Raw genomic sequence first — 23,725 nt, 5'->3', positions numbered from 1 at the left:
TATTTATCGTTTACAAAGATCGTTACATGGTAAGCCTGTTGAAATGTAATATTCATGTAAAACATGTATAAAAAGATGGATTTAAAGAAATAAGTTATTATACTGAAAATAAAAAAAGTTTTTTTTACAGTATGCCTATTTTTTTAGTTAAAAATAAATGAGATAACCAGTTAATTATTTTTAAATCACGGGAGTTCAAATACAGTTTATTGGCTTGGCGAAAATGAATTTACGGATAGCTCTAAGAAAATTAGTATCATTATTCTAGCTAAAATTCTTATTTTAAAACCTTTAAAAGTTGGACATTAAACCAAAAATTGCGATTATTAAATTTTGCTGTAAATTTTTCTGTTGTAACGCAATGATTTTTAGTAATTTTGAACCCTAAAACGACCTTTTTATTTCATTATTGGAGTTTACACTACACCAATAGATTTGATTCAGAAAAAAATTCATACCTATTCAAATAATGTACTATATGATTATTTCGTAAATTTAGGTCCAAATTAATATTCCTTAGAATATTTTTTTTCAACGTATATATAGTGCTATATGGATAAAATAGCTGATGGATTTAAAGGTGAAAGAGCAATAGTTGTTCCTTATAGTGTTCGTAATTTCCAATCTGAAAATGAATTGACAAATGCGCTATTCATAACTCATATTGGTTACTATCCAAATGCAAAATACCATTTCCGAAAGCGGTCAAAAGGTGCCCTCGAGCATATACTCATTTACTGTGAAAACGGAAAAGGATTTATAACTTTTGAAAACGAAAAATTTTCACTTTCTAAAAATCAAGCTTTCATTATTCCTGCCCACAAGAGTCATAGTTATGAAGCTGAAGCATCAAATCCCTGGAGCATCTACTGGATTCATTTTAAAGGGACGAACACATCATTATATTCTTCTATTTCTGGAAAAATCATCAATCTAAATGATACAAGATTGTCGGACAGATTGGACCTTTTCGAGGAGATTTATCAAAATTTGGAAATGGGATTTTATCCTGACAATCTGGAGTATTCTAGTATTTGCTTACAACATTTTTTAGCTAGCATAAAGTATATAGATCAATTTTTAAAAATAAAAACAGTTGATACGGAATCTTTGGATGTCATACCCATGAGTATTATTTATATGAAAAACAATTTGACTAACAAAATAACATTACAGCAAATTGCGCAACATGTCGGCTATTCGAGTTCCTATTTTGGATCTTTGTTTTTAGAGAAAACATCCTTTACACCAATTGATTATTACAATCAATTAAAAATACAGAAATCCTGCACCCTGTTGCAATTTAGCACCCTGAAAATAAAAGAAATTGCTTATCATTTGGGTTATTACGATCCATTTCATTTTTCAAAATCATTCAGCTCCGTGATGGAAATATCACCTCGAGAGTACCGTCTACGTTACAAAAACCAAGTGTGATTTTTTATAATTTTGTGTTTAAGAGCTACTATCAAAAGTATTTACAAACTTAAGACTCTATTCGTAGTAGTCAAGCGGTCACTCTCCTGCCGCTTCCTTTGCTCAGCTAGGCTGCTATATCCTTTCTAGATATGTATCAGAAACAGTCATAAGCTAGGTTACCACCCTGTTAAAAAGAATAAATACTTCAAGCAAATACAGGTATAACAGCAGAGATATGATAGATAAAGCTAAAATGTTTGCTGAAGAAATCATTATGATTAACAAAACTAAAGCTTCAAAACGCTATACTTTTGATAAAGTTTGGAGCTCTGCGGAGAATCTTTTAAACCTGATGCTTGAAAATTTGTGCATTAGTCAGGTATCAAATACCAAAAATTAAAAATCATTACTTGTTTCAAAAACAAGTGATACAAATAGGGTATTGCGAAGGTTTTGAATCAAAAATACATATTTTGCAATTGTTTAAAAGAGAGGAATACATTCAATCAGTCAGATTCAAATATTGTTTGGTTTACCCTTTTTTATGATCACAGTTTTTTTAATCTGTCGCGGCTTTTGACTTTAAAACTCAAAGTTAAAACCTTTGAGAGTCAGTTTTTCGTAAATTTCCGAATCAAATTTATACAATTGCGCTGCCCGATGCGATACATCTTGTTGTTTTTCATCCAAAGCAACCAGTAATTTCATGTGTAAAATTTTTCGGCGAAAATTTGATTTATCCAATTCGATTCCTAATATTTCTTCGTAAAGATGCATTAACTGCAATAATGTAAATTTCTCAGGTAAAAGATTAAAGCCAATAGGAGCTTGGCGTACCCGATTGCGCAACTGCATCAAACTAAAGTCAAAAATTTCGTTGTGGTCAAAAATTAAATTTGGTATCTCATTAATTTTATACCACTTAGCTTCCCTTAAGGTAAAACTGGCTTTTATATTATAGTCTTCCCGGTTTACCAATGTATAGTAAGCAATGGTTATAACTCTTCTTTCGCTTACACGATTTGGATTGGTAAAAGCTTTTAATTGCTCCAAATAGATGTTGTCCAGACTAGTTAGTTCATGCAATATGCGTTGCGCTGCGTCATCAGCACTTTCATCTTTTCCTAACCAGCCTCCAAGAAGCCCCCATTTCCCTACGCTCTCTCCTTCTGCATGTTGCACTAAAAGAATTTCAAGACTTTCTTTGTTAAATCCAAATATAACGCAGTCAATCGAAATTCCATCAGTCGTTGGTTGTTTAATGTCTTTAGCTATATTGCTATTATTTTCGGGATTATTTTTGGAAGTGGAGAAGGTCATTTTTTAATTATATAAGCTAATGTTAAAATTCAAAATTAAATCCTTTTTCGGTAAGTTTATTGTAAATTTCAGGATCAAATTTATACAGCTTTGCCGCTCGGTGAGAAACATCTTGTTGCTTCTCATCTAAGGCAAGTAATAGTTTCATATGCAATATTTTTCTCCTAAAATTAGACTTATCCATCTCCACACCCAAAACCTCTTCATAAAGATGCATGAGCTCCAATAACGTGAATTTTTCGGGTAAAAGATTAAAACCGATAGGAGCCTGACGTACTCTGTTGCGCAACTGTTTTAAGCTGTAATCTAAAATTTCATTGTGGTCATAAATTAAATCCGGTATTTCATTAATTTTATACCATTTTGCATCAGACGCAGTAAAACCAGCCTTTACATCATAATCTTCTCTTTTAATCAAAGCATAATAGCCAATTGTAATAACCCGTCTCAGCGGGAAACGGTCAGGATCTCCAAAAGCCTTCAATTGCTCTAAGAATATATTATCTAATCCTGTGAGCTCTCCCAGCAGTCGATGGGCAGCATTATCTATACTTTCTTTTTTCTTGATCCAGCCACCCGGAAGACCCCATTTTCCTTTACTGATACCTTCAGCATGTTGCACCAACAGAACTTCTAAAATTCCGTTATCAAAACCAAATATTACACAATCTATTGTAATCGCGTTCATGGCCGTTTGCTCTGTTATTTTTAAGGAATCGGTATCGGTATGTTTTTCAAACATGGTATAGAAATTTGAATTAAATATAGAAAAAAATAAAAAGAAGCCTTGTTTCTTTTTGTGTTTTAAGAGTCGAATGCTTTTTTGTAAATATTTAAAAAATCATGGAATTATTAGCCGATTATTTTTAAAAATTTTATTTCCTTTTAAAAAAATTTTAAAAAATTATCAGATAACACTGCGCTTATTTAATACAAATGTATAATAATACCCTCAATTAATTATCAATTACAAATTTTTAAACACAATATATTGTTAATATAAAAAAAATGTGTTACACTTGTAGTCAAATTTACTATAAGCATAAAGTTAGTTTGACTATAAGTTTAAAAATGCAGCAAATATAAACAATAAAATACAACCCCTTAAAAACAAGTATATGTATTTTTTAGGAATAGATTTAGGAAGTTCTTCTATAAAATTATCGGTATTTGATCCCGAAAAAGGAATTACTGTTGCTGCGGTGAGTGTTCCGGAATTTGAGATGGATATTATTGCGCCTAAATTTGGCTGGGCTGAACAAGATCCGAATTCCTGGTGGCAAAATGTAAAAAATGGCATACTGGCTTTAGGGACTAAACATCATATTGATTTAAAACGAATAGCAGGGATTGGTATTGCCTATCAAATGCATGGTTTGGTTTTAACCGATGAAAAACTAAATCCGGTTCGCCCATCTATTATTTGGTGTGACAGCAGAGCTGCAGCCATAGGGAATGAAACGTACAATCATATGGGGCACGAATACTGCCAGCAACAAATTTTAGGAAGTCCTGGGAATTTTACTGCTTCAAAATTAAAATGGGTTCAAACCAATGAACCTGAAATTTTTGAAAAAGCAGTCTACATGATGCTTCCAGGTGATTTTATAGCCGCAAAACTTTCTGGAATTCCACAAATCAGTACTTCCGGACTATCAGAAGCCGCTTTATGGAATTTTGTAAAAGGAGGTTTGGCAACTGAAATACTCCAAGAAATGGGGCTTCCGGAGAAAATGATACCTGAAATCGTACCAAACTTTGGATACCAGGCAACAGTTCATCCCGATATAGCTACCGAATTAGGTCTTGATAAAAATACTAAAATCACTTACCGTGCTGGTGATCAGCCTAACAATGCCTTGGCGCTAAATGTATTAAAACCGGGAGAAATAGCTGCAACAGCAGGAACTTCGGCAGTAATTTATGCGGTAAGTGATAAGGATATCTACGATAAACAAAATCGCATCAATACTTTCTTACATGTAAACAATACGGAATCCCAAAAAAACAATGGTGTTATGCTTTGCATTAATGGTTCGGGTATTTTGTACCAATGGTTACGAAAAATTATGTCGGTTGACAAAGCGGATCTAATTGCATATGAAACTCTTAATGCCGAAGCCGCCAAGGCAGAAGCAGGAAGCAAAGGGCTTCGCTTCTACCCTTTCGGGAACGGAGTCGAACGTATCTTTAATAATAAAAATGCGAATTCAGGAATTCAGAATTTAAACTTTAATATCCACCAGTCCAAACACCTCATCCGATCAGCCTGTGAGGGGATTGTATTTGCAATGAATTACGGTTTTGATGTCATGAAATCAGTAGGAGCATCAGCAGATGTCGTGAGAGCTGGAAATGCCAATCTATTTTTAAGCCCTGTTTTCAGAGAAATTTTCACCAATACCACTCAAACTACTTTAGAATTATACAACACTTCCGGAGCTGAAGGCGCAGCTCGTGGTGCAGCCTATGGTTTTGGATTTTATGCTTGCCTTGATGAAGCTTTTAGAGGTTTAAAATGCATCGGGCGAATGGAACCCAATCATTCGCTGATTTCACAATATCAAGACCTATATCAAGAATGGAAAAATCATATTAAACTAGAACCATAATGAATACAACTAAACAATCTTATTTCAAAAACATCGATACCATAAAATTTGAAGGTAGAGAAAGTGATAATCCGCTTGCTTTTAAATGGTATGATGAAAACCGCGTGGTTGCGGGAAAAACATTAAAAGAACAGCTGCGTTTCTCTATGGCTTATTGGCACACACTCTGCAACAAAGGAGGTGATCCTTTCGGCGCTAATACAGAAACCTTTTCTTGGGATAAAAATGAAAACGCTATTCTAAGAGCCAAAGATAAAATGGATGCCGCTTTTGAATTCATGAGCAAATTAGGACTGCCCTATTACTGTTTTCATGATTTGGACATCGTAGACGAAGCTCCAACCTTGGCAGAATTTGAGAATCGGGTGCAAACTATGGTGGAATATGCCAAACAAAAACAACAAGAATCCGGAATAAAATTATTGTGGGGAACCTCGAATCTTTTCAGTAACCCACGTTACATGAATGGAGCTTCAACCAATCCAAACTTTGATGTTGTTGCCTATGCCGGTGCTCAGGCTAAAATTGCTATTGATGCCACTATTGCATTAGGTGGTGAAAATTATGTTTTCTGGGGAGGTCGCGAAGGGTATATGAGTCTTTTGAATACCGATATGAAAAGAGAATTGGATCATATGGGACAATTCTTGCTTACCTGCAAAGAGTACGCTCGTAAAGAAGGTTTCAAAGGGACTTTTCTTATCGAACCAAAACCGATGGAACCTATGAAACATCAATATGATTTTGATGCTGCCACTACATTAGGCTTCCTTAATAAACACGGACTTCAAGACGATTTTAAATTGAACTTAGAAGTAAATCACGCTACTCTTGCAGGCCACACTTTTGAACATGAGTTACAAGTAGCAGCAGATGCCGGAATGTTAGGAAGTATTGATGCGAACCGCGGTGACTATCAAAATGGCTGGGATACAGATCAATTTCCTGTAAATGTTTATGAAATTACTCAAGCCATGCTTGTCATTTTAGAAGGTGGTGGAATTCAAGGCGGCGGAATCAACTTTGATGCAAAAGTACGCAGAAACTCTACCGATTTAGAGGATAAATTCATTGCGCACATTTCTGGAATGGATGCTTTTGCCAGAGGTCTTATTTATGCGGAGCATATTTTACAAAATACGAATTATAAAAATTTACGCAAACAGCGTTACGGATCATTTGACAATGGCAATGGAGCTAAGTATGAAAAAGGAGAACTCTCTTTAGAAGCCCTTAACGAAATTGCACGTGCAAACGGAGAACCTCAACAAATAAGTGGAAAACAAGAATTATTTGAACAAATTATTGCCAACACCTATTAGTCCATTAAAAACAAACATAAACTAACCAAATTAATCAATTCTTAATTATGAAAAGAAAATATTGTATACCGACAATGCTTCCCTTTTGTATGTCAATTCTATTCAGCGTATTTATGCTGCAATCAGGTTTTGCACAACAGCGATCTCTTTCCGTTAGCGGAAAGATAACATCTAGTAACGACGGCATGGGTATTCCTGGAGCAAGTGTTTTTGTAGCGGGAACAAATAAGAGCACCATGACCGATTTTGATGGCAATTATCAAATTAATGCAGCATCAGATGCTGTATTAAAAATCAGCTCCATGGGTTACAAAACACAACTAGTGTCAGTAAAAAACCAAGCACAGATTAACGTTGCCATGCAAGTGGAATCAGCAGATCTTAAAGAGGTAGTTGTAATAGGATACGGCTCTCAGAAGAAAAAAGTGTCTACAGCCGCTACTTCGTTAGTAACCGGAAAAGACATTCAGCAAGTTGCCAGTCTTGATGTTGTTAACGCCTTACAGGGACAAAGTTCCGGGGTATCCATCACTTCAACTTCCGGACAACCAGGAGCTGGTATGGTAGTAAACATTCGTGGTGTAGGAACCGCGGGAAACAATTCTCCTCTTTATGTTGTAGATGGAGTTGTTGTGGACAATGGTATCGGATATTTAGATCCTTCTTCTATTGAAAGAGTTGACATCCTTAAAGATGCATCAGCAGCTTCAATTTATGGAGCCAGAGCTGCCAACGGAGTTATATTAGTAACGACTAAAAAAGGTAAAGAAGGTAAAATGAACGTATCACTTAACAGTTATACCGGATACCAACAAATTGCCAAAAAATTAGACATGCTAAATTCAAATGAATATGCGGTTATCATGAATGAGGCACGAGTTAATTCTGGCTTTACGCCTTTGTATACTGCATCGCAAATAGCTGCACTTCCGAACCATGATTGGCAAAACGATTTATTCAATAATGGAGCTCTAAAACAAAATCACTCGTTAATGATTACCGGTGGTGATAAAAAATCTACCATCGCTACAGGATTATCTTATTATGGACAAGAAGGTCTTATTGGTAGTCAAACTAACCAGTCACAATACGATCGTATAACATTCAATGTGAACACCACATCTGATGTTATAGAAAATCATTTGAAAATTGGGGAAAATTTCTCTTTTGCCAATATCAAAAGTAGTGGTGTTTCTGACCAGGGTCTTTACAATAATAGTATAAGAAGTTTTCTAAATGCATCTCCGTTAGATGCTGCATATGATCCTAATGGTAATTTTGCGACTTCAATTATTGCCGCTGATGTTTTTAATCCCGTGGCTTCTCTTTATCATAATAATTTTAAAGAAGATAAAATAAATCGTTATGTGGGAAATGTATTTGCAGAAGCAAAATTCATGAAAAATTTCACATTCAAAACCAGCTTTGGAGTGGATATGTCGGATAGTTCTTATCGTTCTTTTAAACCAGAATATAATGAAACGCTTTTTGACAATAATCTTATCTCAAGTGTTACGCAAAATTCTAATAAAAGTTTGGGCTGGTTATGGGAAAACACATTGCAATACAAAGCGGCTATCAACGACATCCATCATTTTGATGTATTGTTAGGGACTTCTGCTAAGTCCAACACTTCAGAAAGTATGGGCGCTACGGGCAAAAATTTAACTTTTAACGACTTTACCCATGCATATTTAAGCAATGCAACAGATAAAACATCAAATACAGTTTCCGGTGAAAGATATGATTATAGACTTCAATCTTATTTTGGGAGATTATTATATGATTATGACAATAAATACTTATTCACGGCAACAATAAGAAGAGACGGTTCTTCTGAATTTGGGTCTAATAATAAATACGCTTACTTTCCTGCGGTATCAGCCGGATGGAATGTAGATCGTGAAAATTTCTTTCCAAAAGAAGCTGTCATAAAAAACCTTAAAATAAGAGCCAGTTGGGGACAAAACGGTAATGATCAGTTTTCAAAACGATTTGCATACATGTCAACCATAAACTCTTATGATAAAAACTATCATTTTGGAACAGGTTCAAATGAAACACTATACACAGGTTCCAGCCCGGATGCACTTTCAAATCCAGATTTAAAATGGGAAACATCTGAGCAGACTGACTTTGGTTTTGATGCTACATTATTCTCAAACCTTACTTTGACATTCGATTATTACAACAAAACTACCAAGGACTGGTTAGTACAAGCGTCTATTCCTGAAATTGCAGGAGCTACGCCTCCCTATACTAACGGTGGAGATGTTAATAATAAAGGAATTGAATTAGGATTAGGATACAGAACCAATTTTGGAAAAGACTGGGCATTTTCTATAAACGGAAATATATCTCACAATAAAAACGAAGTACTTCGTGTTGCCAATTCTGAAGGCATAATTCATGGTGATTCTAATCTTCTTTTTCAAGGTTTGGATGAAATGAATCGTGTAGAAGTAGGACAGCCTATTGGTTATTTTTACGGACTTAAAACAAATGGCATTTTTCAAAACGCAACCGAAGTTGCTGCAGGAGTTCAACCTAATGCAATGCCTGGTGATGTTAAGTTTGTGGACTTAAATGGTGACGGAAAGATTGATGCTAATGATAAAACTAATATTGGAGATCCAAATCCTGATTTTACTTATGGATTGAACATGGAACTATCTTACAAAGCTTTTGATTTATCTATTTATACCTATGGCGTTTCAGGAAACCAAAATGTTATTGGAATTCGCAGTATCGAACGTCCTTACTCAAATTTCACAACCAGTATCTTGAATCGCTGGACAACAGAGGGAAGCTCTAACACTATTCCAAGAGTTACCTATGGTTCAGATGCAAATGGAAATTATACCAAAATGTCAGATTTATATGTTCAGGACGCGAGCTTCTTTAGAATTAAGTCTGCTACATTAGGTTGTGATTTAACGAAACTAACAAACAAGTTAAATTTCTTTTCTAAATTCAGATTATATGTTGCCGCAAACAATCTATTCACTTTTACAAAGTATCAGGGAATGGATCCAGAAATTGGGTTTGGAAACACAAACCAATCATGGGCAAAAGGGATTGATGTAGGGTACTACCCACAGCCAAGAACCTATATGATAGGACTTAATGTTAACTTCTAATTATCAAAAAAATGAAAAATTATATTAAACTATTTACAGCATCAACCCTATTAGTATTAAGTTCTTGCTCGAATGATTTTTTAGACACCACACCTGTAACTGAAAAAGTTTCAGAAAATTTTTATAGAACTCCAAAAGATGCTCTTGAAGGACTCGTTTCAATATATGATGTATTGCAACAGGAAGGTGGCTGGGCAGGATTCCAAATGATTACCGAAGAAGCTTCAGATGATTGTTTTGGAGGTTTTGGAACTGCTGATGGAATAGCTGTTTTAGACTGGGATCGTTTTAAAAATAATTCCGATCCAGAAATGAATAATGTGGTTTGGCAAACGTGCTACAAAGGAATATACAGAGCCAATATTTTATTAGAAAACTTGGATAAAGTAAATTGGGGTACTGACACTGCCCTTAAAACAAAATATGAAGCAGAAGCTCGTTTTTTAAGAGCTCATTTCCATTTTGAATTAGCAAGAGTTTTTGGAGATATTGTTCCACTTGATCATACCATTAGCACAAATGAATTCAATTCTCCAAGAGTAGCTCCTGAAGTTACTTATGCATTAATTGCCAATGATTTAAAATTTGCTGCTGCTAATTTAGGGACCGATAATTATTCTCAGGTAGGGAATCCAAATTACGGTCGCATCACTAAATGGGCTGCAGAAGCTTACATCGCTAAAGCATTTTTATTCTACACGGATTATTATGATAAAACTGATTTGGCAGGTGTAATTACTAAGGCAGAAGCCATAACCAGCATCAATGATGTTGTAAATACCAGTGGACATGCTTTGATAGCAGATTATTCTCGTCTATGGCTTGCTGCATCACTTGCAAATTATGCAGGTGAAGGTAATACAGAAATGGTTTGGGCCATCCGCTATAATGCAAGCGGTAAAGGAGACTGGAATCTACACGAAGGAAACCGTTTATCAGTATTAATTGCACCACGTGGTGGAAACATAGGCCGATATGCTTATGGTTGGGGCGGACTTACCGTTACTCCTAGTCTTTATAATGCCTACGAAGTTGGAGATACTCGTAGAGATGCTACAATCATCAATTTTGCAGGAGAAGGATTGAATTTTGATCCGGCACCAAATAAAAGAGACCAACGTCAATATACAGGATATGCCTGGAAAAAATATTGTCCGGTTACCAATGAAGCTGGAATTGCAGACGTAACTGCTAACGGTGGAAATTTCCAAATTGACAATGTCGAAGATTATGCAGTAATACGATTTTCTGATGTACTGTTGATGGCAGCTGAACTTAATCTTGGTACTAATGCCGGTTTTGCAAAAACTTGTCTTGATAAAGTTCGTGACCGTGCGTTTCAAAATGCTACTCACCGCGTTGCAGCAACTTTACCAAATATAATGAAGGAGCGTCAATTAGAACTTGCATTGGAAGGGCAACGCTTCTTTGATTTAATCAGACAAAGTCCAGCTGTAGCCAAAGCTGCTATTGACAATGTAAATAGTGATTCTCAATTTAATGTAACATTTAGAACAGAAACACTAGGTTTATTTGCATTACCTCAGTCACAAATCGTACTTTCTAACGGAGCAATAAAACAAAATCCAGGTTGGTAATAACCTTAAAAATAATGACTATGAAAAATATATTTTTAACATTAATAGCTATAACTGCAGTCGGTTCGTTATTTTCTTGCGAACCGGTAGAAGACCGTAACAGCCTTCCTGCCATGACGCTCAAGTCCTCAGATCTTAATTATACGGTTGTAGCAAATGGGAATAACATCCAATTGAAAAACCTAACTCCGGATATCATACCGTATTGGAGTTATGTTGATTCAAAAGGGAATGAATTGGGGCATTCAAACCTAAATGACTTAACTATTGCCATGCCATTTGCCGGTACTTACACTGTTAATTTTTCAGCTTATACAAAAGGCGGTTCAGTAACAGATACAAAAACGGTAACCATCTTAAAAAATGATCAAACTTTATTTAGTGATCCCAGATGGGCAATGCTTACAAACGGTGTAGCTGGAAAAACATGGGTTTTTAACATGGTAACTGAAAGTCCATTTGCATTTGTTGGTGGTGGATATATAAACAAGACAGTAGAAGGAGATTGGGCCTGGTATCCAGGCAGTATCAATGACGTATCCTGGTCGGGTATAGAAAACAAAGATTGGGGAGAAGTTACTTTCGACCTGAACGGAGGTTATAATGTAAAAGTCAAACAAACTTCATTGACCACAGGGAGTACTGTTAAAACCACTCAAACCGGAACGTACAATTTTAGTCTTACAAATGGTGCTACAAATGATAGAATCATATTAAATGGAGGAATAGAAATGCTACATCTTAATGCCTATTATAATGAAACCCTGTCAGGTTTTTCATTCTCTAATGTTAGATTAATAGAGCTTACTGCAACTTCTTTAAGATATGCCGCAATTCGTAACGACGGTGTACAAGTTGTTATGAATTTAATACCAAAAACTAGTAATTAAACTAAATTTGTTTAGTTCTAAAAAGAATAAAAGTATTGAGAATACGATTGCTTTAACAGTATCTAATCTCAATACTTTACTCTAATACCAGTATAATAGCTTCATCTTTTTTTAACGGTATTGGAAAACGCTTTAAAATATTTTATACTACCGGTAAGCACTATTTTGCACTTATCGGTAGTTTAAATACCATAATTAATTCATTATGAACAAAAAGAAAAATTTCAGCCATTTTCAAAAAATACTTATTCTGCTTGGGATTATTATCACTTTGGCTTTTAATAGTACAGAAGACAAAACTGACTTAAATTCCAGAAAGACCAGCTTTAATTCGGGTTGGAATTTCCACTTGAATGAAAGCATAAAAGATAGGGATACCATAAATGTCAATACATCATGGAGAACTTTAAATCTTCCGCATGATTGGAGTATCGAGGGAAAATTTGATGAAAAAAGTCCTGCAGGTTATGGCGGAGGTGCTCTTAATGGGGGATTGGGCTGGTACAAAAAAACATTTAAAGTTGCTACTGCAGATAAAACAAAAATAACTGCTATAGTTTTTGATGGCGTCTATAGAAACAGTGAAGTCTGGATTAACGGGCATTATCTCGGTAAACGTCCAAACGGATATATTGGTTTTCAATACGACCTTTCTCCTTATTTAAATTACGGTGATAAAAACAATGAAATTTTAGTAAAAGTTGACAATTCAAAACAACCCAATTCACGTTGGTATTCCGGTTCTGGAATATTCAGAAACGTATGGCTTGAAACTACAGATAAATTACATATTGAACAATGGGGAACATATATTACTACGCCAAAAACCAGTTCAGAAAGCGCAACAATTAATCTTGAAACCACAATAAAAAACCAGAATGCAACTGCTAAGAATGCTTTGGTAGTTACTACATTATATAGTAATGGCAAAAAAATAACTTCTGTTAGTCAAAAAATTACTGTTAATGCCAATGCAAGTCAAACAATCCAACAAGTCGCCACGGTAAGTAATCCTTTATTATGGTCTGTTGAAAAACCGAAGCTTTATTCTGCCATTACTGAAATCAGGATAGACCATACGATTATAGACCAATATAAAACCAATTTCGGAATCAGAAGTTTTAAATTTGATGCCGATAAGGGATTTATTTTAAACGGAAAACAAGTAAAAATAAAAGGAGTTTGTTTGCACCATGATTTAGGACCATTGGGCGCTGCTATTAATACCCGAGCGATTGAACGCCAATTGGAAATTTTGAAAAACATGGGTGTAAACGGCATCAGAACTTCCCATAATCCTCCTGCTCCGGAACTTTTAGACCTTTGTGACAAAATGGGTTTCATTGTAATGGATGAGGTTTTTGACATGTGGAAAAAAAGCAAAACCCAATATGATTATAGTCTTAATTGGGATCAATGGCATGTAAAAGATTTAGAAGATCAGGTACTTCGTGACCGCAATCACTCCAGTATTTTTATTTGGAGTATCGGCAATGAAATTCCAGAACAATGGGATGAATCTGGTACAAAAATCGCGTTGGAGCTGGCAGGATTAACAAAAAAATTAGATGCAACACGCCCGATTACTTCGGCGATGAATCCGCCAACAAAGGAAAATAAAATCGCTGCTTCAGGAGCATTAGATTTAATAGGATACAATTATGCTCATGAGTCGTATACCAAACACAAAGAAACATTTCCCGGAATTCCTTTCATCGCCACCGAAACTACTTCGGCTTTAGAGACAAGAGGATATTACGATGCCGTTTCTGATACCATTAAACAATGGCCAAAAAGATGGGATCTTCCGTTAACAACAGGAAATCCTGGCAACACAGTATCTGCTTATGACCAAGTGCAGGCACCTTGGGGTTCTACGCACGAAGCCACTTGGAAAGTCATCAAGAAAAACGATAATCTTTCAGGAATGTACATTTGGACCGGCTTTGATTATATCGGTGAACCAACCCCTTATGAATGGCCATCGATTAGTTCGTATTTTGGAATAGTAGATTTGGCAGGTTTCCCCAAAGATGTTTATTATATGTACCAAAGCGAATGGACTAACAAGCCTGTATTGCACATCTTTCCACACTGGAATTGGAAGAAAGGACAAAACGTAGATGTTTGGGCATACTATAACAATGCTGATGAAGTGGAACTTTTCCTTAACGGAAAATCAGTAGGCATTAAAAAGAAAGAAGGCGACGATTTACACATCATGTGGCGCGTACCCTTTCAGGCGGGAATACTAAAAGCGATTTCGCGCAAAAATGGAAAAACAGTTTTAGAATCGACAATCAAAACTGCTGGAGCTCCTGCAACTTTCAAACTCTCCTCTCACAGAGCAACTATTCATGCTGATGGAAATGATTTGTCTTTTGTAACAGTTGCTATTACTGATGCAAATGGTGTGCTTTCACCAAATGCCAATAATGAGATTCAATTTTCATTAAAAGGTAATGGTAAAATTGTAGGTGTTTGTAGTGGAGATCCTGTTAGTCACGAATCGTATAAAGGAACCACACACACAGCCTTAAATGGAAAATGTCTGGTCGTAATCCAAGCGGGAGACCAAGCAGGAAAACTAGAATTGACTGCCAGTGCCAATGGTTTGAAAAGCAGCACTACAGTGATTGCGGTTAAATAAAGAATACTATAATAACAATTCACATTACTTCGGCTTCGGCTCTCTCCTTTGGAGCGGGGTGAGGTTTTAAAACAAACAACAATGAAAAAACGACAACTTATATTATCCATATTCCTGGCGTTTGGTCTTTTTGCAGCCCCAAAAGCTATAGCTCAAATACAAAACGCCGATGTTCTTAACGCGCCAATTGATATCAGCAAAGATTTTCAGAATTACCTAAATACTTTTTATTTTGCTGACGAGCTTACAGGCTTTGACCCTCAAACAGGAAAAGGAACAGTAAAATACCTGAGATACAATTACAAAACGCGTCAGGCATTCAACAATATGATGATGAAACCGGATGTAGTTCCTGCGAATGAGTTTCCAGCTACGGAGTATGCAGCAACACCTGAATTGCCATTTCAAATTCAGTTCGTTTCAGACCGTACCTTGAGAATCAAAATGACTTCCGGACCACAATTTCATCCAGAAAAAGAATCACTGATGCTGATCAACGGTGTAGCGCCAAATCATCCGGAATTATGGAACTATTCTAAAATTGACGGCGGTTATAAATTTACCAGCAAACACGGTTCTGTTGAAATTCAGACTAAACCTTGGCACGTAAAAATTTACGATGAAAAAGGAAAATTGTTAACAGGAACTTTACATGATTCTGATTTTAAAAATACCTACACGCCAACGCTACCGTTCTCGTTTGTTCGCAGAAACAGCGATTATTCCAGAAGTATGGGAGCTGCTTTCAGCTTAGAACCAGATGAAAAAATATTTGGTTGCGGGGAATCATTCACCCAATTCAACAAACGCGGACAAAAAGTGGTATTATGGACAGATGATGCCAATGGAATCCAAAATGAAACCATGTACAAACCAGTTCCGTTTTATATGAGCAGCCGTGGTTATGGGGTGTTCATGCACCACTCCACTCCTATCACTGTTGATTTTGGAAGGTATTTTGGCAGTGCCAATGAAATGTATATTGGCGATGATGAAGCCGATTTGTTTTTCTTCATTGGGGAACCAAAAGAAATACTGGATGAATATACTAATTTGACAGGAAAAGCTGCAATGCCTCCACTTTGGTCATTTGGTTTTTGGATGAGTCGTATCACCTATTTCTCTGAAAAAGAAGGCCGTCAAGTGGCTAAAGATTTACGCGCCTATAAAATCCCAACCGATGTAATTCACTTTGATACAGGTTGGTTTGATGTAGATTGGAGAAACAATTATGAGTTTTCTAAAGACCGTTTTCCGGATGCAGTAAAAATGATGTCGGATATGAAAGACGATGGTTTCCATGTATGTTTATGGCAATTGCCTTATTTCTCTCCAAAGAACACCTTGTTCAATGAAATCATAGACAAAAATCTAGCAGTAAGAGACCGCAAAGGAAACCTTCCTTATGAAGATGCAGTACTGGATTTTTCAAACCCGGCAACAGTGACCTGGTACCAGGCTAAACTGAAACATTTATTTGACCAGGGAGTAAGTGTATTCAAAGTAGATTTTGGAGAAGCTGCCCCGCCAGAAGGGATTTATCATTCAGGACGTACTGGTTTCTATGAGCACAATTTATATCCATTGCGTTACAACAAAGCCGTTGCCGAAATTACTCAAAAAGAAAAAGGGTATACTTTGATTTGGGCAAGAAGCACTTGGGCAGGTAGCCAACGTTACCCATTACACTGGGGTGGTGATGCCGAAACAACAAATGGTGCGATGTCTGCCGAATTAAGAGGCGGACTTTCATTAGGATTAAGCGGATTCAGTTTCTGGAGTCATGATGTAGGAGGATTTGCAACAAAATCACCGGAAAATCTATACCGCAGATGGGCACCGTTCGGGATGTTAACCTCACACGTGAGAAGTCATGGTGAGCCTCCGCGTGAACCTTGGCTATACAGCAAAGCCTTTTTGGAAGGATTTAGAAACGCCGATAATATGCGTTACGAATTAATGCCTTATATCTATGCGCAAGCCAAAGAAAGTTCTCAAAAAGGATTGCCAATGATGCGTGCTTTGTTTCTGGAATATCCAAATGACCCGGGAGCCTGGTTGGTGGACAATGAATATTTATTTGGTTCAAGCATGTTAGTTGCCCCTTTATTCGAAGAAGTTACTGAAAGAGATGTCTATCTTCCGGAAGGGACTTGGATTGATTACCAAACCAAAAAAGTATACCAGGGCGGCTGGCATAAAATCAAAGCAGGTGCTATTCCAATCGTAGTTTTGGTTAGAGATGGTTCAGCGATCCCTCATATTGCATTGGCACAATCTACAAAAGACATGGATTGGAGCAAATTAACTCTGAAAGTATTCGCAACTGAAGGCACTAATACCGCCACCGCAAAAGTTTTCTTACCTGAAGGAGATGCCGTTCAGACCATCTCACTTTCTAAAAAGGGAACCAATTTTGAAACAACATCAAATCCCTTAACTGGAAAAACCACTTTCAAAACGGAGTGGGTAAAATAAATAAGTTGAGTTAGTTTTAAATCGGGGAGTTGAGTTTCTTAATTCCCTGATTTATAAAAAGACAATTAAGAAATAATACCATGATAAAAAGACTGATACTTCCTGCTCTGTTGTTTTCAATAGTTATAGGTAACTCTCAAGGCAAAAAAGTAAAATCCTACGAATTGACTGCTCCGGGAGGGCAAAATAAAATCAAATTTGAACTAGTAAACAGCGTTCCAAAATATGCTGTTTCACACGGAAAAACAGAAGTTATCACACCTTCTGACATGGGTTTTTTATTAAAAAACAATGATGATTTAAGTACCAATTTTGAAATCATTAAAGTTGAAAAATCAACCTTCGATGAAACTTGGGAACAAGTTTGGGGAGAAAAACATAAAATCCGCAACCACTACAATCAATTGGTGGTGAAACTGCAACAAAAAAACAAACAAAAACGCAAACTGGAAATCCAGTTCCGTGCTTTTGATGATGGAATTGCCTTTAGGTATGTATATCCAAAACAAGGTACAAAAGACAGTATTTTCATTATGGATGAAAAAACAACTTTCAACCTAAAAGAAGATGGAAAAGCATGGTGGATTCCTGCTAACAGAGAAAATCGCGATGAATACCTTTTTAAAGATGCGCCCGTAAGTTCTCTCGATACTGTTCTTACCCCTCTTACTATTGAAAGCAAAAGTGGATTAGCCTTGAGTTTCCACGAAGCTAATTTGATAGATTTTGCGAGTATGACTCTGGTAAATAATAAAGGCACGCAATTAAAAACCGACCTGGTGCCTTGGGCTGATGGTGTAAAAGTTCGTGTAAAAGATACTTTTACTTCTTCGTGGAGAACGGTACAAATTGCTGAAAAACCTACAGATTTAATTACGTCTTATTTGATATTGAATCTGAACGAACCAAATAAAGTAGCCAATACAAGTTACTTTAAACCCTACAAATATTTTGGGATTTGGTGGGGAATGCATATCGGGAAATATACATTTTGGGAAAGCGACAAACAAGGTGCCACAACTGAGCATGCTAAACAATATATTGATTTTACGGCCAAAGAAGGCTTTCATCATTTGCTGATCGAAGGCTGGAACAAAGGCTGGACACCTGCCTGGTATGAAAATAAGATGCACCAGTTTAGTTTTACAAAAAATGCCGATAATTTTGATCTGGAAAAAGTAGTGGAATACGGTAAAAAAAATGATGTAGCGCTTATTGGTTACCACGAGACGGGCTCGAACTTAATTAATTACTTAAAAGAAATCGACGCAGCTTTTGCTTTATATAAAAAACTGGGAATGCATTCGGTTAAAATTGGTCATGTAGGTTCAAAATTGAATATGAAAGAGTGGCACTTCGGACAATTTGGAGTAAATTATTTTAGATATATATTAGAAAAAGCGGCCGAATATGATTTGGCAGTATTGTATCATGAGTCCATAAAAGATACGGGAGAACGTCGTACTTATCCTAATATGGTTTCAAGAGAAGCAGCAAGAGGACAAGAGTACAATGCCTGGAGTGAAGGAAACCCGCCAAATCACCTGACGATTATTCCTTTTACCAGATTGCTTTCCGGACCGATGGATTTTACACCAGGGATTTTTGATGTGGAGGTAAAACAGGGCTATCCGGGCAAAAGAGTACACGGTACAACCGCCCAACAATTGGCATTATATGTAACCATTTACGCTCCAATTCAAATGATGGCGGACCTTCCTGAAAATTACGAAGGTAAACCAGCTTTGCAATTCCTAAAAGATGTTCCAACTGATTGGGAAACGACTAAAGTCTTAAATGGCGAAATCGGGCAATTCATTACTACCGCTCGTAAAGACAGAAACAGTGCTGACTGGTTTTTAGGAAGTATTACCAATGAAAAAGCTAGAGATTTAGCTATTCCATTGACCTTTTTAGATGCTAAAGCAACTTACGAAGCACAGATTTATGCTGATGCAGAAGGAACAGATGAAACACACAATCCATCTGCAGTAGCCATTTCTAAAAAAACAGTGAAGGCTTCGGATGTATTAAAATTGCATTTAGGCGGAGCCGGAGGAACAGCCATTCGATTTAAAAAACTGTAATTTATAGATCTCTTGTAAAGACGCACTTACCGTGCCTGTCTAACCTCTTTTTGTCATAACGAGTTTGATTAAAAAGTAAGAATAGAATGACTATGATTCTAAAAACAATTATTATTTTAAGATGAAAAGAAATTTAGTATTACTTATTATTCTTTTTTGCTCTGCAAACCTTCATTTGTTTGGGCAAAATAAAGACGCTGAAAAATCGACTTTTACAGATCGAATTATAAAAGTCGATTATAATAAATCAGTAGGCGAATTGAATACCATGTTCAAAGAGTGTATCGGAGCAGGAAGAGCGAATGAAGGATTGCGTGCCGATTGGCAGCAACAGCTAGCTATTGTAAAAAAAGAATGCGATTTTAAATACATTCGAATGCATGGTTTATTGTCTGATGACATGGCTATTTATCGTGAAGACGCAAAAGGAAATCCGGAATATAATTATCAATACATCGACGCCCTGTATGATTTTATTTTGAGTATCAAAATGAAACCTTTTGTTGAATTAGGTTTTATGCCTTCAGCATTGGCGAGTGGAAATCAAACCATTTTTTGGTGGAAAGGCAATGTAACACCGCCAAAAAATTATAAAAAATGGGAAGACTTAATCCGCAACTTAACCATTCATTTTACGGAACGTTATGGTGCCGATGAAGTGAAAACATGGTATTTTGAGGTATGGAATGAGCCCAACCTGTCACCAGGCTTCTGGACAGGTACTCAGGAGGAATATTTCAAATTGTATGATTACAGTGCACGTGCCATAAAAAGTGTAAATGTGGCCTACAAAGTGGGTGGTCCTGCTACAGCCGGTGCTGCCTGGGTTCCTGAAACAATTGATTTTTGCGCTAAAAATAATGTTCCCTTGGACTTCATTTCAACACACACCTACGGAGTAAAACAAGGGTTTTTAGATGAATTTGGAACTTCTGGAACCGTCTTGAATAAAGAGGAATCCAGTGTGAGTGGCGATATTGTTAATTCACGTAAGCAAATTTCTAGTTCGGCTAAGCCAAATCTGGAATTGCACTATACCGAATGGAGTTCATCCTATACTCCTGCCGACCCCATTCATGACAGTTATCATTCAGCTGCTTATATTCTTCAAAAACTGAAGCAAGTGGGAAATGCACCAAACTCTATGTCTTATTGGGTTTTTACTGATATTTTCGAAGAAGCCGGCCCACGATTTACGCCTTTTCATGGAGGATTTGGATTGCTGAATACGCAAGGGATCAAGAAACCCGCCTATTTCTCCTATTATTTGCTAAACAAGCTGGGAAAAACAGAACTCCAAAATACAGACCAGTCCTCTTGGGCAACCAAAAATTCAAAAGGAGATGTACAGCTGCTTTTTTGGGATTTTACCAATACACATCCTGGAGATTCAGTCAATAACCAAAAATATTATGTGCAGGATTTACCGTCTAGACCAAAAGGAAGTATAAAAATTGAAGTGACAGGATTGCCAAAAGGAAAATATAATTTGGAGCTATACAAAGTAGGATATAAAGCGAATGACGTTTACACGGATTATTTAGGGATGAATAAACCAAATCAGTTGACGAAGCAACAAGTTGCTATCCTTAAAGAAAAAAATAACGGTTCACCGATTGCAACAGAAAAAGTGACCATTGATTCAAAAGGAATCTATTCCAAGGAATTTACTACCAATGAAAATGATGTTTTACTGCTGAATTTTGTAAAAAAATAGTTGCAAAAAAAATAATTTAAAAATAAAATTAGCTACAGATGAAATATAAAATTATCACATTATCCATCACATTTTCAGTAATGCTTTTCGCTGGATATGATGCCCATTCTCAAACGCTTAAAAATAAAAAACAAACAAAAACCGGTATTGCAAAATCTTTAAGCACTAAATGCGATGCCGAAATTGACAAGTTGATTTCAAAAATGACCCTCGAAGAAAAAATAGGTATGTTACATGGTAACAGTATGTTTTCTACCGGTGGTGTAAAACGACTGGGTATTCCAGAATTAAAAATGGCCGACGGTCCAATAGGAGTTCGTGAAGAAATTTCTCGTGATAACTGGGCGCCTGCTGGATTAACTAACGATTTTGCTACGTATTATCCGGCCGGTGGAGGTTTGTCAGCAACCTGGAATACCGATTTGGCTCATCTTTTCGGGAACAGTGTGGGGCAGGAATTGCGTGCCAGAGACAAAGATATGTTGCTTTCGCCAGCTATAAATATTATCAGAACGCCGCTTGGAGGCAGAACGTATGAATATTTAACTGAAGATCCTTTCCTAAACAAAAAAATTGCTGTGCCATTGATTGTTGGACTACAGGACAACGACGTTATGGCTTGCGTAAAACACTTTGCTGCCAATAATCAAGAAACCAATCGCGATTTTGTTGATGTTCAAATTGACGAACGTACCCTTCGTGAAATTTATTTGCCCGCATTTAAAGCTGCAGTGACAGAGGCTAAAGCGTATAGTTTAATGGGAGCTTATAACAAGTTTAGAGGCGAATATTTATGTGAGAACGATTACATGCTGAATGAAGTACTGCGCGACGAATGGGGTTTTAAAGGGATTATTGTTTCAGACTGGGCGGCAGTACATACCACAGTAAAATCTTTGAAAAATGGATTGGATATCGAAATGGGAACACCAAAACCTTTCAACGAATTTTTCCTGGCTGATAAACTGATCGCTGCAACAAAGGCTGGTGAAATTTCAGAATCAGAAATTAATAAACACGTAAAACGGATATTAGGGGTCTTGTTCCAGGTAAAAGCAATTGGTGGCAAAGACCGTGTAAAAGGAAGCATTGCAACCGAAGCACATTATCAGGATGCCTACAAAATTGCTTCAGAATCAGTGGTTTTATTAAAAAACGACAACAACACATTGCCTTTAAAACTAGATAGCGTAAAATCTATTGCCGTCATTGGGAATAATGCAACTAAGAAAAACGCTTTGGGCGGGTTTGGCGCAGGGGTTAAAACAAAAAGAGAGGTTACCCCTTTAGAAGGTTTAACAAACAGATTGCCAAGCTCCATCAAAATTAATTATGCAGAAGGGTATTTAGAGCGATACGATGAAAAAAACAAAGGGAAATTAGGAGATATTACGTTGAACGGTCCTGTAACCATTGATCAATTGGATCCTGTTAAATTACAGGAAGCGATAGAAGCCGCCAAAAATTCAGATGTAGTCATCGTTTTTGCAGGTTCAAACCGTGATTATGAAACCGAAGCTTCCGATCGTAGAAACTTAACGTTACCATTCGGGCAAGAAGAATTGATTAACAAAGTTAGAGAAGCAAATCCTAATACAATTGTTGTAATGATTGCAGGAGCTCCTTTTGATATTCAGGACATCAGCAAAAAAACATCGGCTTTGGTTTGGAGCTGGTTCAATGGCTCCGAAGGTGGAAATGCTTTGGCAGATGTATTGTTAGGAAAAGTAAATCCTTCCGGGAAATTACCCTGGACGATGCCAAAAAATATCATGGACTCCCCTGCACACGCTACTAACAGTTTCCCTGGAGACAAATCAGTAAATTATGCCGAAGGAATTCTGGTAGGATATCGTTGGTTTGACACTAAAAAAATTGAGCCTCTTTATCCTTTTGGATACGGATTATCATACACCACTTTTGCTTTCGACAATGTGAAAACAGACCAGAAATCATATACTACTGATGAAACAATTGCTATTTCTGTAACGGTTAAAAACACTGGAAAAGTGGATGGTAAAGAAGTGCTACAATTGTATTCGTCTCAATCAGATTCGAAAATTACTCGTGCTGCCCAAGAGTTAAAAGGCTTCCAAAAAGTATTGGTTGCAGCTGGAAATTCCAAAACCGTAACCATTCAGGTTCCAGTACAAGAATTGGCATACTATAATGTTGCCACTAAAAAATGGACTGTTGAGCCAGGAAATTACACCTTGAAATTAGGAAGTTCTTCTCGTGACATTAAAAAAGAGGTTGTCGTAACTATAAAACAAGAATCACTATAGCACTAATTATGTCTTCTTTATTTACAAAATTAAAAATCTATTAAATGAAAAAAATAGTAAGTCACCTTGTATTTCCTTTTATTTTAAGTTTATCGAGTTACTTACATAAAAAACACTTATATTTATAGTAAATACAAGGATATGGAAAAGATATTTCAGGGTGAGAATATTTTAGAGTTTATAAAGACATTCCCAGACGATCAAAGT

General features: G+C 36.4%; 14 protein-coding genes. 12 read left to right on the top strand and 2 right to left on the bottom strand.

Annotated elements, in window-relative coordinates; genetic code table 11:
* Window positions 1-552 precede the first annotated feature (552 nt).
* Both ACNQGH_RS02605 and ACNQGH_RS02600 read left to right on the top strand, forming a co-directional pair.
* Window positions 553-1,437: an AraC family transcriptional regulator gene (locus tag ACNQGH_RS02605; protein WP_417954425.1), complete on the top strand. Its 885-nt coding sequence runs from the start codon at window positions 553-555 to the stop codon at window positions 1,435-1,437.
* A gap of 217 nt (window positions 1,438-1,654) precedes the next feature.
* A complete protein-coding gene (locus tag ACNQGH_RS02600) occupies window positions 1,655-1,819 on the top strand; it encodes a hypothetical protein (protein WP_417954424.1) in 165 nt (54 codons plus the stop codon).
* 182 nt (window positions 1,820-2,001) lie between these two features.
* Here ACNQGH_RS02600 and ACNQGH_RS02595 read toward each other — a convergent pair whose 3' ends face one another.
* Window positions 2,002-2,739, bottom strand: coding sequence for an NUDIX hydrolase (locus ACNQGH_RS02595; protein ID WP_417954423.1), 738 nt, complete (start codon window positions 2,737-2,739; stop codon window positions 2,002-2,004).
* Between the two features lie 22 nt (window positions 2,740-2,761).
* On the bottom strand, window positions 2,762-3,481 hold the full coding sequence (locus ACNQGH_RS02590) for an NUDIX hydrolase (protein ID WP_417954422.1): 720 nt from the start codon (window positions 3,479-3,481) through the stop codon (window positions 2,762-2,764).
* A gap of 376 nt (window positions 3,482-3,857) precedes the next feature.
* Here ACNQGH_RS02590 and ACNQGH_RS02585 point away from each other — a divergent pair, with 376 nt between their 5' ends.
* From ACNQGH_RS02585 to ACNQGH_RS02540, 10 genes are all read left to right on the top strand, one after another.
* Window positions 3,858-5,351 carry a xylulokinase gene (locus ACNQGH_RS02585; protein ID WP_417954421.1) on the top strand — a complete coding sequence of 498 codons (1,494 nt, stop codon included), beginning with the start codon at window positions 3,858-3,860 and terminating at the stop codon, window positions 5,349-5,351.
* Window positions 5,351-6,673, top strand: a complete 1,323-nt coding sequence (gene xylA / locus ACNQGH_RS02580; protein WP_417954420.1) for a xylose isomerase — start codon at window positions 5,351-5,353, stop codon at window positions 6,671-6,673. Before ACNQGH_RS02585 ends, xylA begins: the two co-directional genes overlap by 1 nt.
* 89 nt (window positions 6,674-6,762) lie before the next feature.
* Window positions 6,763-9,813 (top strand): SusC/RagA family TonB-linked outer membrane protein, encoded by a 3,051-nt coding sequence (locus ACNQGH_RS02575; protein ID WP_417954419.1) that lies wholly within the window; start codon window positions 6,763-6,765, stop codon window positions 9,811-9,813.
* Between the two features lie 11 nt (window positions 9,814-9,824).
* The gene (locus ACNQGH_RS02570) at window positions 9,825-11,411 is read left to right on the top strand and encodes a RagB/SusD family nutrient uptake outer membrane protein (RefSeq protein WP_417954418.1); all 1,587 of its coding nucleotides are present in this window, start codon (window positions 9,825-9,827) and stop codon (window positions 11,409-11,411) included.
* 20 nt (window positions 11,412-11,431) lie between these two features.
* Window positions 11,432-12,301, top strand: coding sequence for a hypothetical protein (locus tag ACNQGH_RS02565; RefSeq protein WP_417954417.1), 870 nt, complete (start codon window positions 11,432-11,434; stop codon window positions 12,299-12,301).
* A 205-nt stretch (window positions 12,302-12,506) separates the two neighbouring features.
* Window positions 12,507-14,951 (top strand): glycoside hydrolase family 2 TIM barrel-domain containing protein, encoded by a 2,445-nt coding sequence (locus ACNQGH_RS02560; protein ID WP_417954416.1) that lies wholly within the window; start codon window positions 12,507-12,509, stop codon window positions 14,949-14,951.
* A gap of 81 nt (window positions 14,952-15,032) precedes the next feature.
* On the top strand, window positions 15,033-17,429 hold the full coding sequence (locus tag ACNQGH_RS02555; RefSeq protein ID WP_417954415.1) for a glycoside hydrolase family 31 protein: 2,397 nt from the start codon (window positions 15,033-15,035) through the stop codon (window positions 17,427-17,429).
* An 80-nt stretch (window positions 17,430-17,509) separates the two neighbouring features.
* On the top strand, window positions 17,510-19,516 hold the full coding sequence (locus ACNQGH_RS02550) for a glycoside hydrolase family 97 protein (protein ID WP_417954414.1): 2,007 nt from the start codon (window positions 17,510-17,512) through the stop codon (window positions 19,514-19,516).
* Between the two features lie 121 nt (window positions 19,517-19,637).
* Complete coding sequence (locus ACNQGH_RS02545; protein ID WP_417954413.1) at window positions 19,638-21,233, top strand: GH39 family glycosyl hydrolase; 1,596 nt, start codon at window positions 19,638-19,640, stop codon at window positions 21,231-21,233.
* A 38-nt stretch (window positions 21,234-21,271) separates the two neighbouring features.
* Complete coding sequence (locus tag ACNQGH_RS02540; RefSeq protein ID WP_417954412.1) at window positions 21,272-23,518, top strand: glycoside hydrolase family 3 C-terminal domain-containing protein; 2,247 nt, start codon at window positions 21,272-21,274, stop codon at window positions 23,516-23,518.
* Window positions 23,519-23,725: the final 207 nt, after the last annotated feature.

The sequence above is a fragment of the Flavobacterium kochi genome, assembly GCF_048286715.1.
In the GTDB taxonomy this organism is placed as follows: domain Bacteria; phylum Bacteroidota; class Bacteroidia; order Flavobacteriales; family Flavobacteriaceae; genus Flavobacterium.
The sequence above is the reverse complement of the archived record's forward strand: the minus strand, read 5'-3'. Positions and strand labels throughout refer to the sequence as shown.

Bases quoted from the DNA above. Each gene is read 5' to 3' on its own strand.
- ACNQGH_RS02605 (WP_417954425.1), top strand. From the start codon at position 553: ATGGATAAAATAGCTGATGGATTTAAAGGTGAAAGAGCAATAGTTGTT.
- ACNQGH_RS02600 (WP_417954424.1), top strand. From the start codon at position 1,655: ATGATAGATAAAGCTAAAATGTTTGCTGAAGAAATCATTATGATTAAC.
- ACNQGH_RS02595 (WP_417954423.1), bottom strand. From the start codon at position 2,739: ATGACCTTCTCCACTTCCAAAAATAATCCCGAAAATAATAGCAATATA.
- ACNQGH_RS02590 (WP_417954422.1), bottom strand. From the start codon at position 3,481: ATGTTTGAAAAACATACCGATACCGATTCCTTAAAAATAACAGAGCAA.
- ACNQGH_RS02585 (WP_417954421.1), top strand. From the start codon at position 3,858: ATGTATTTTTTAGGAATAGATTTAGGAAGTTCTTCTATAAAATTATCG.
- xylA (WP_417954420.1), top strand. From the start codon at position 5,351: ATGAATACAACTAAACAATCTTATTTCAAAAACATCGATACCATAAAA.
- ACNQGH_RS02575 (WP_417954419.1), top strand. From the start codon at position 6,763: ATGTCAATTCTATTCAGCGTATTTATGCTGCAATCAGGTTTTGCACAA.
- ACNQGH_RS02570 (WP_417954418.1), top strand. From the start codon at position 9,825: ATGAAAAATTATATTAAACTATTTACAGCATCAACCCTATTAGTATTA.
- ACNQGH_RS02565 (WP_417954417.1), top strand. From the start codon at position 11,432: ATGAAAAATATATTTTTAACATTAATAGCTATAACTGCAGTCGGTTCG.
- ACNQGH_RS02560 (WP_417954416.1), top strand. From the start codon at position 12,507: ATGAACAAAAAGAAAAATTTCAGCCATTTTCAAAAAATACTTATTCTG.
- ACNQGH_RS02555 (WP_417954415.1), top strand. From the start codon at position 15,033: ATGAAAAAACGACAACTTATATTATCCATATTCCTGGCGTTTGGTCTT.
- ACNQGH_RS02550 (WP_417954414.1), top strand. From the start codon at position 17,510: ATGATAAAAAGACTGATACTTCCTGCTCTGTTGTTTTCAATAGTTATA.
- ACNQGH_RS02545 (WP_417954413.1), top strand. From the start codon at position 19,638: ATGAAAAGAAATTTAGTATTACTTATTATTCTTTTTTGCTCTGCAAAC.
- ACNQGH_RS02540 (WP_417954412.1), top strand. From the start codon at position 21,272: ATGAAATATAAAATTATCACATTATCCATCACATTTTCAGTAATGCTT.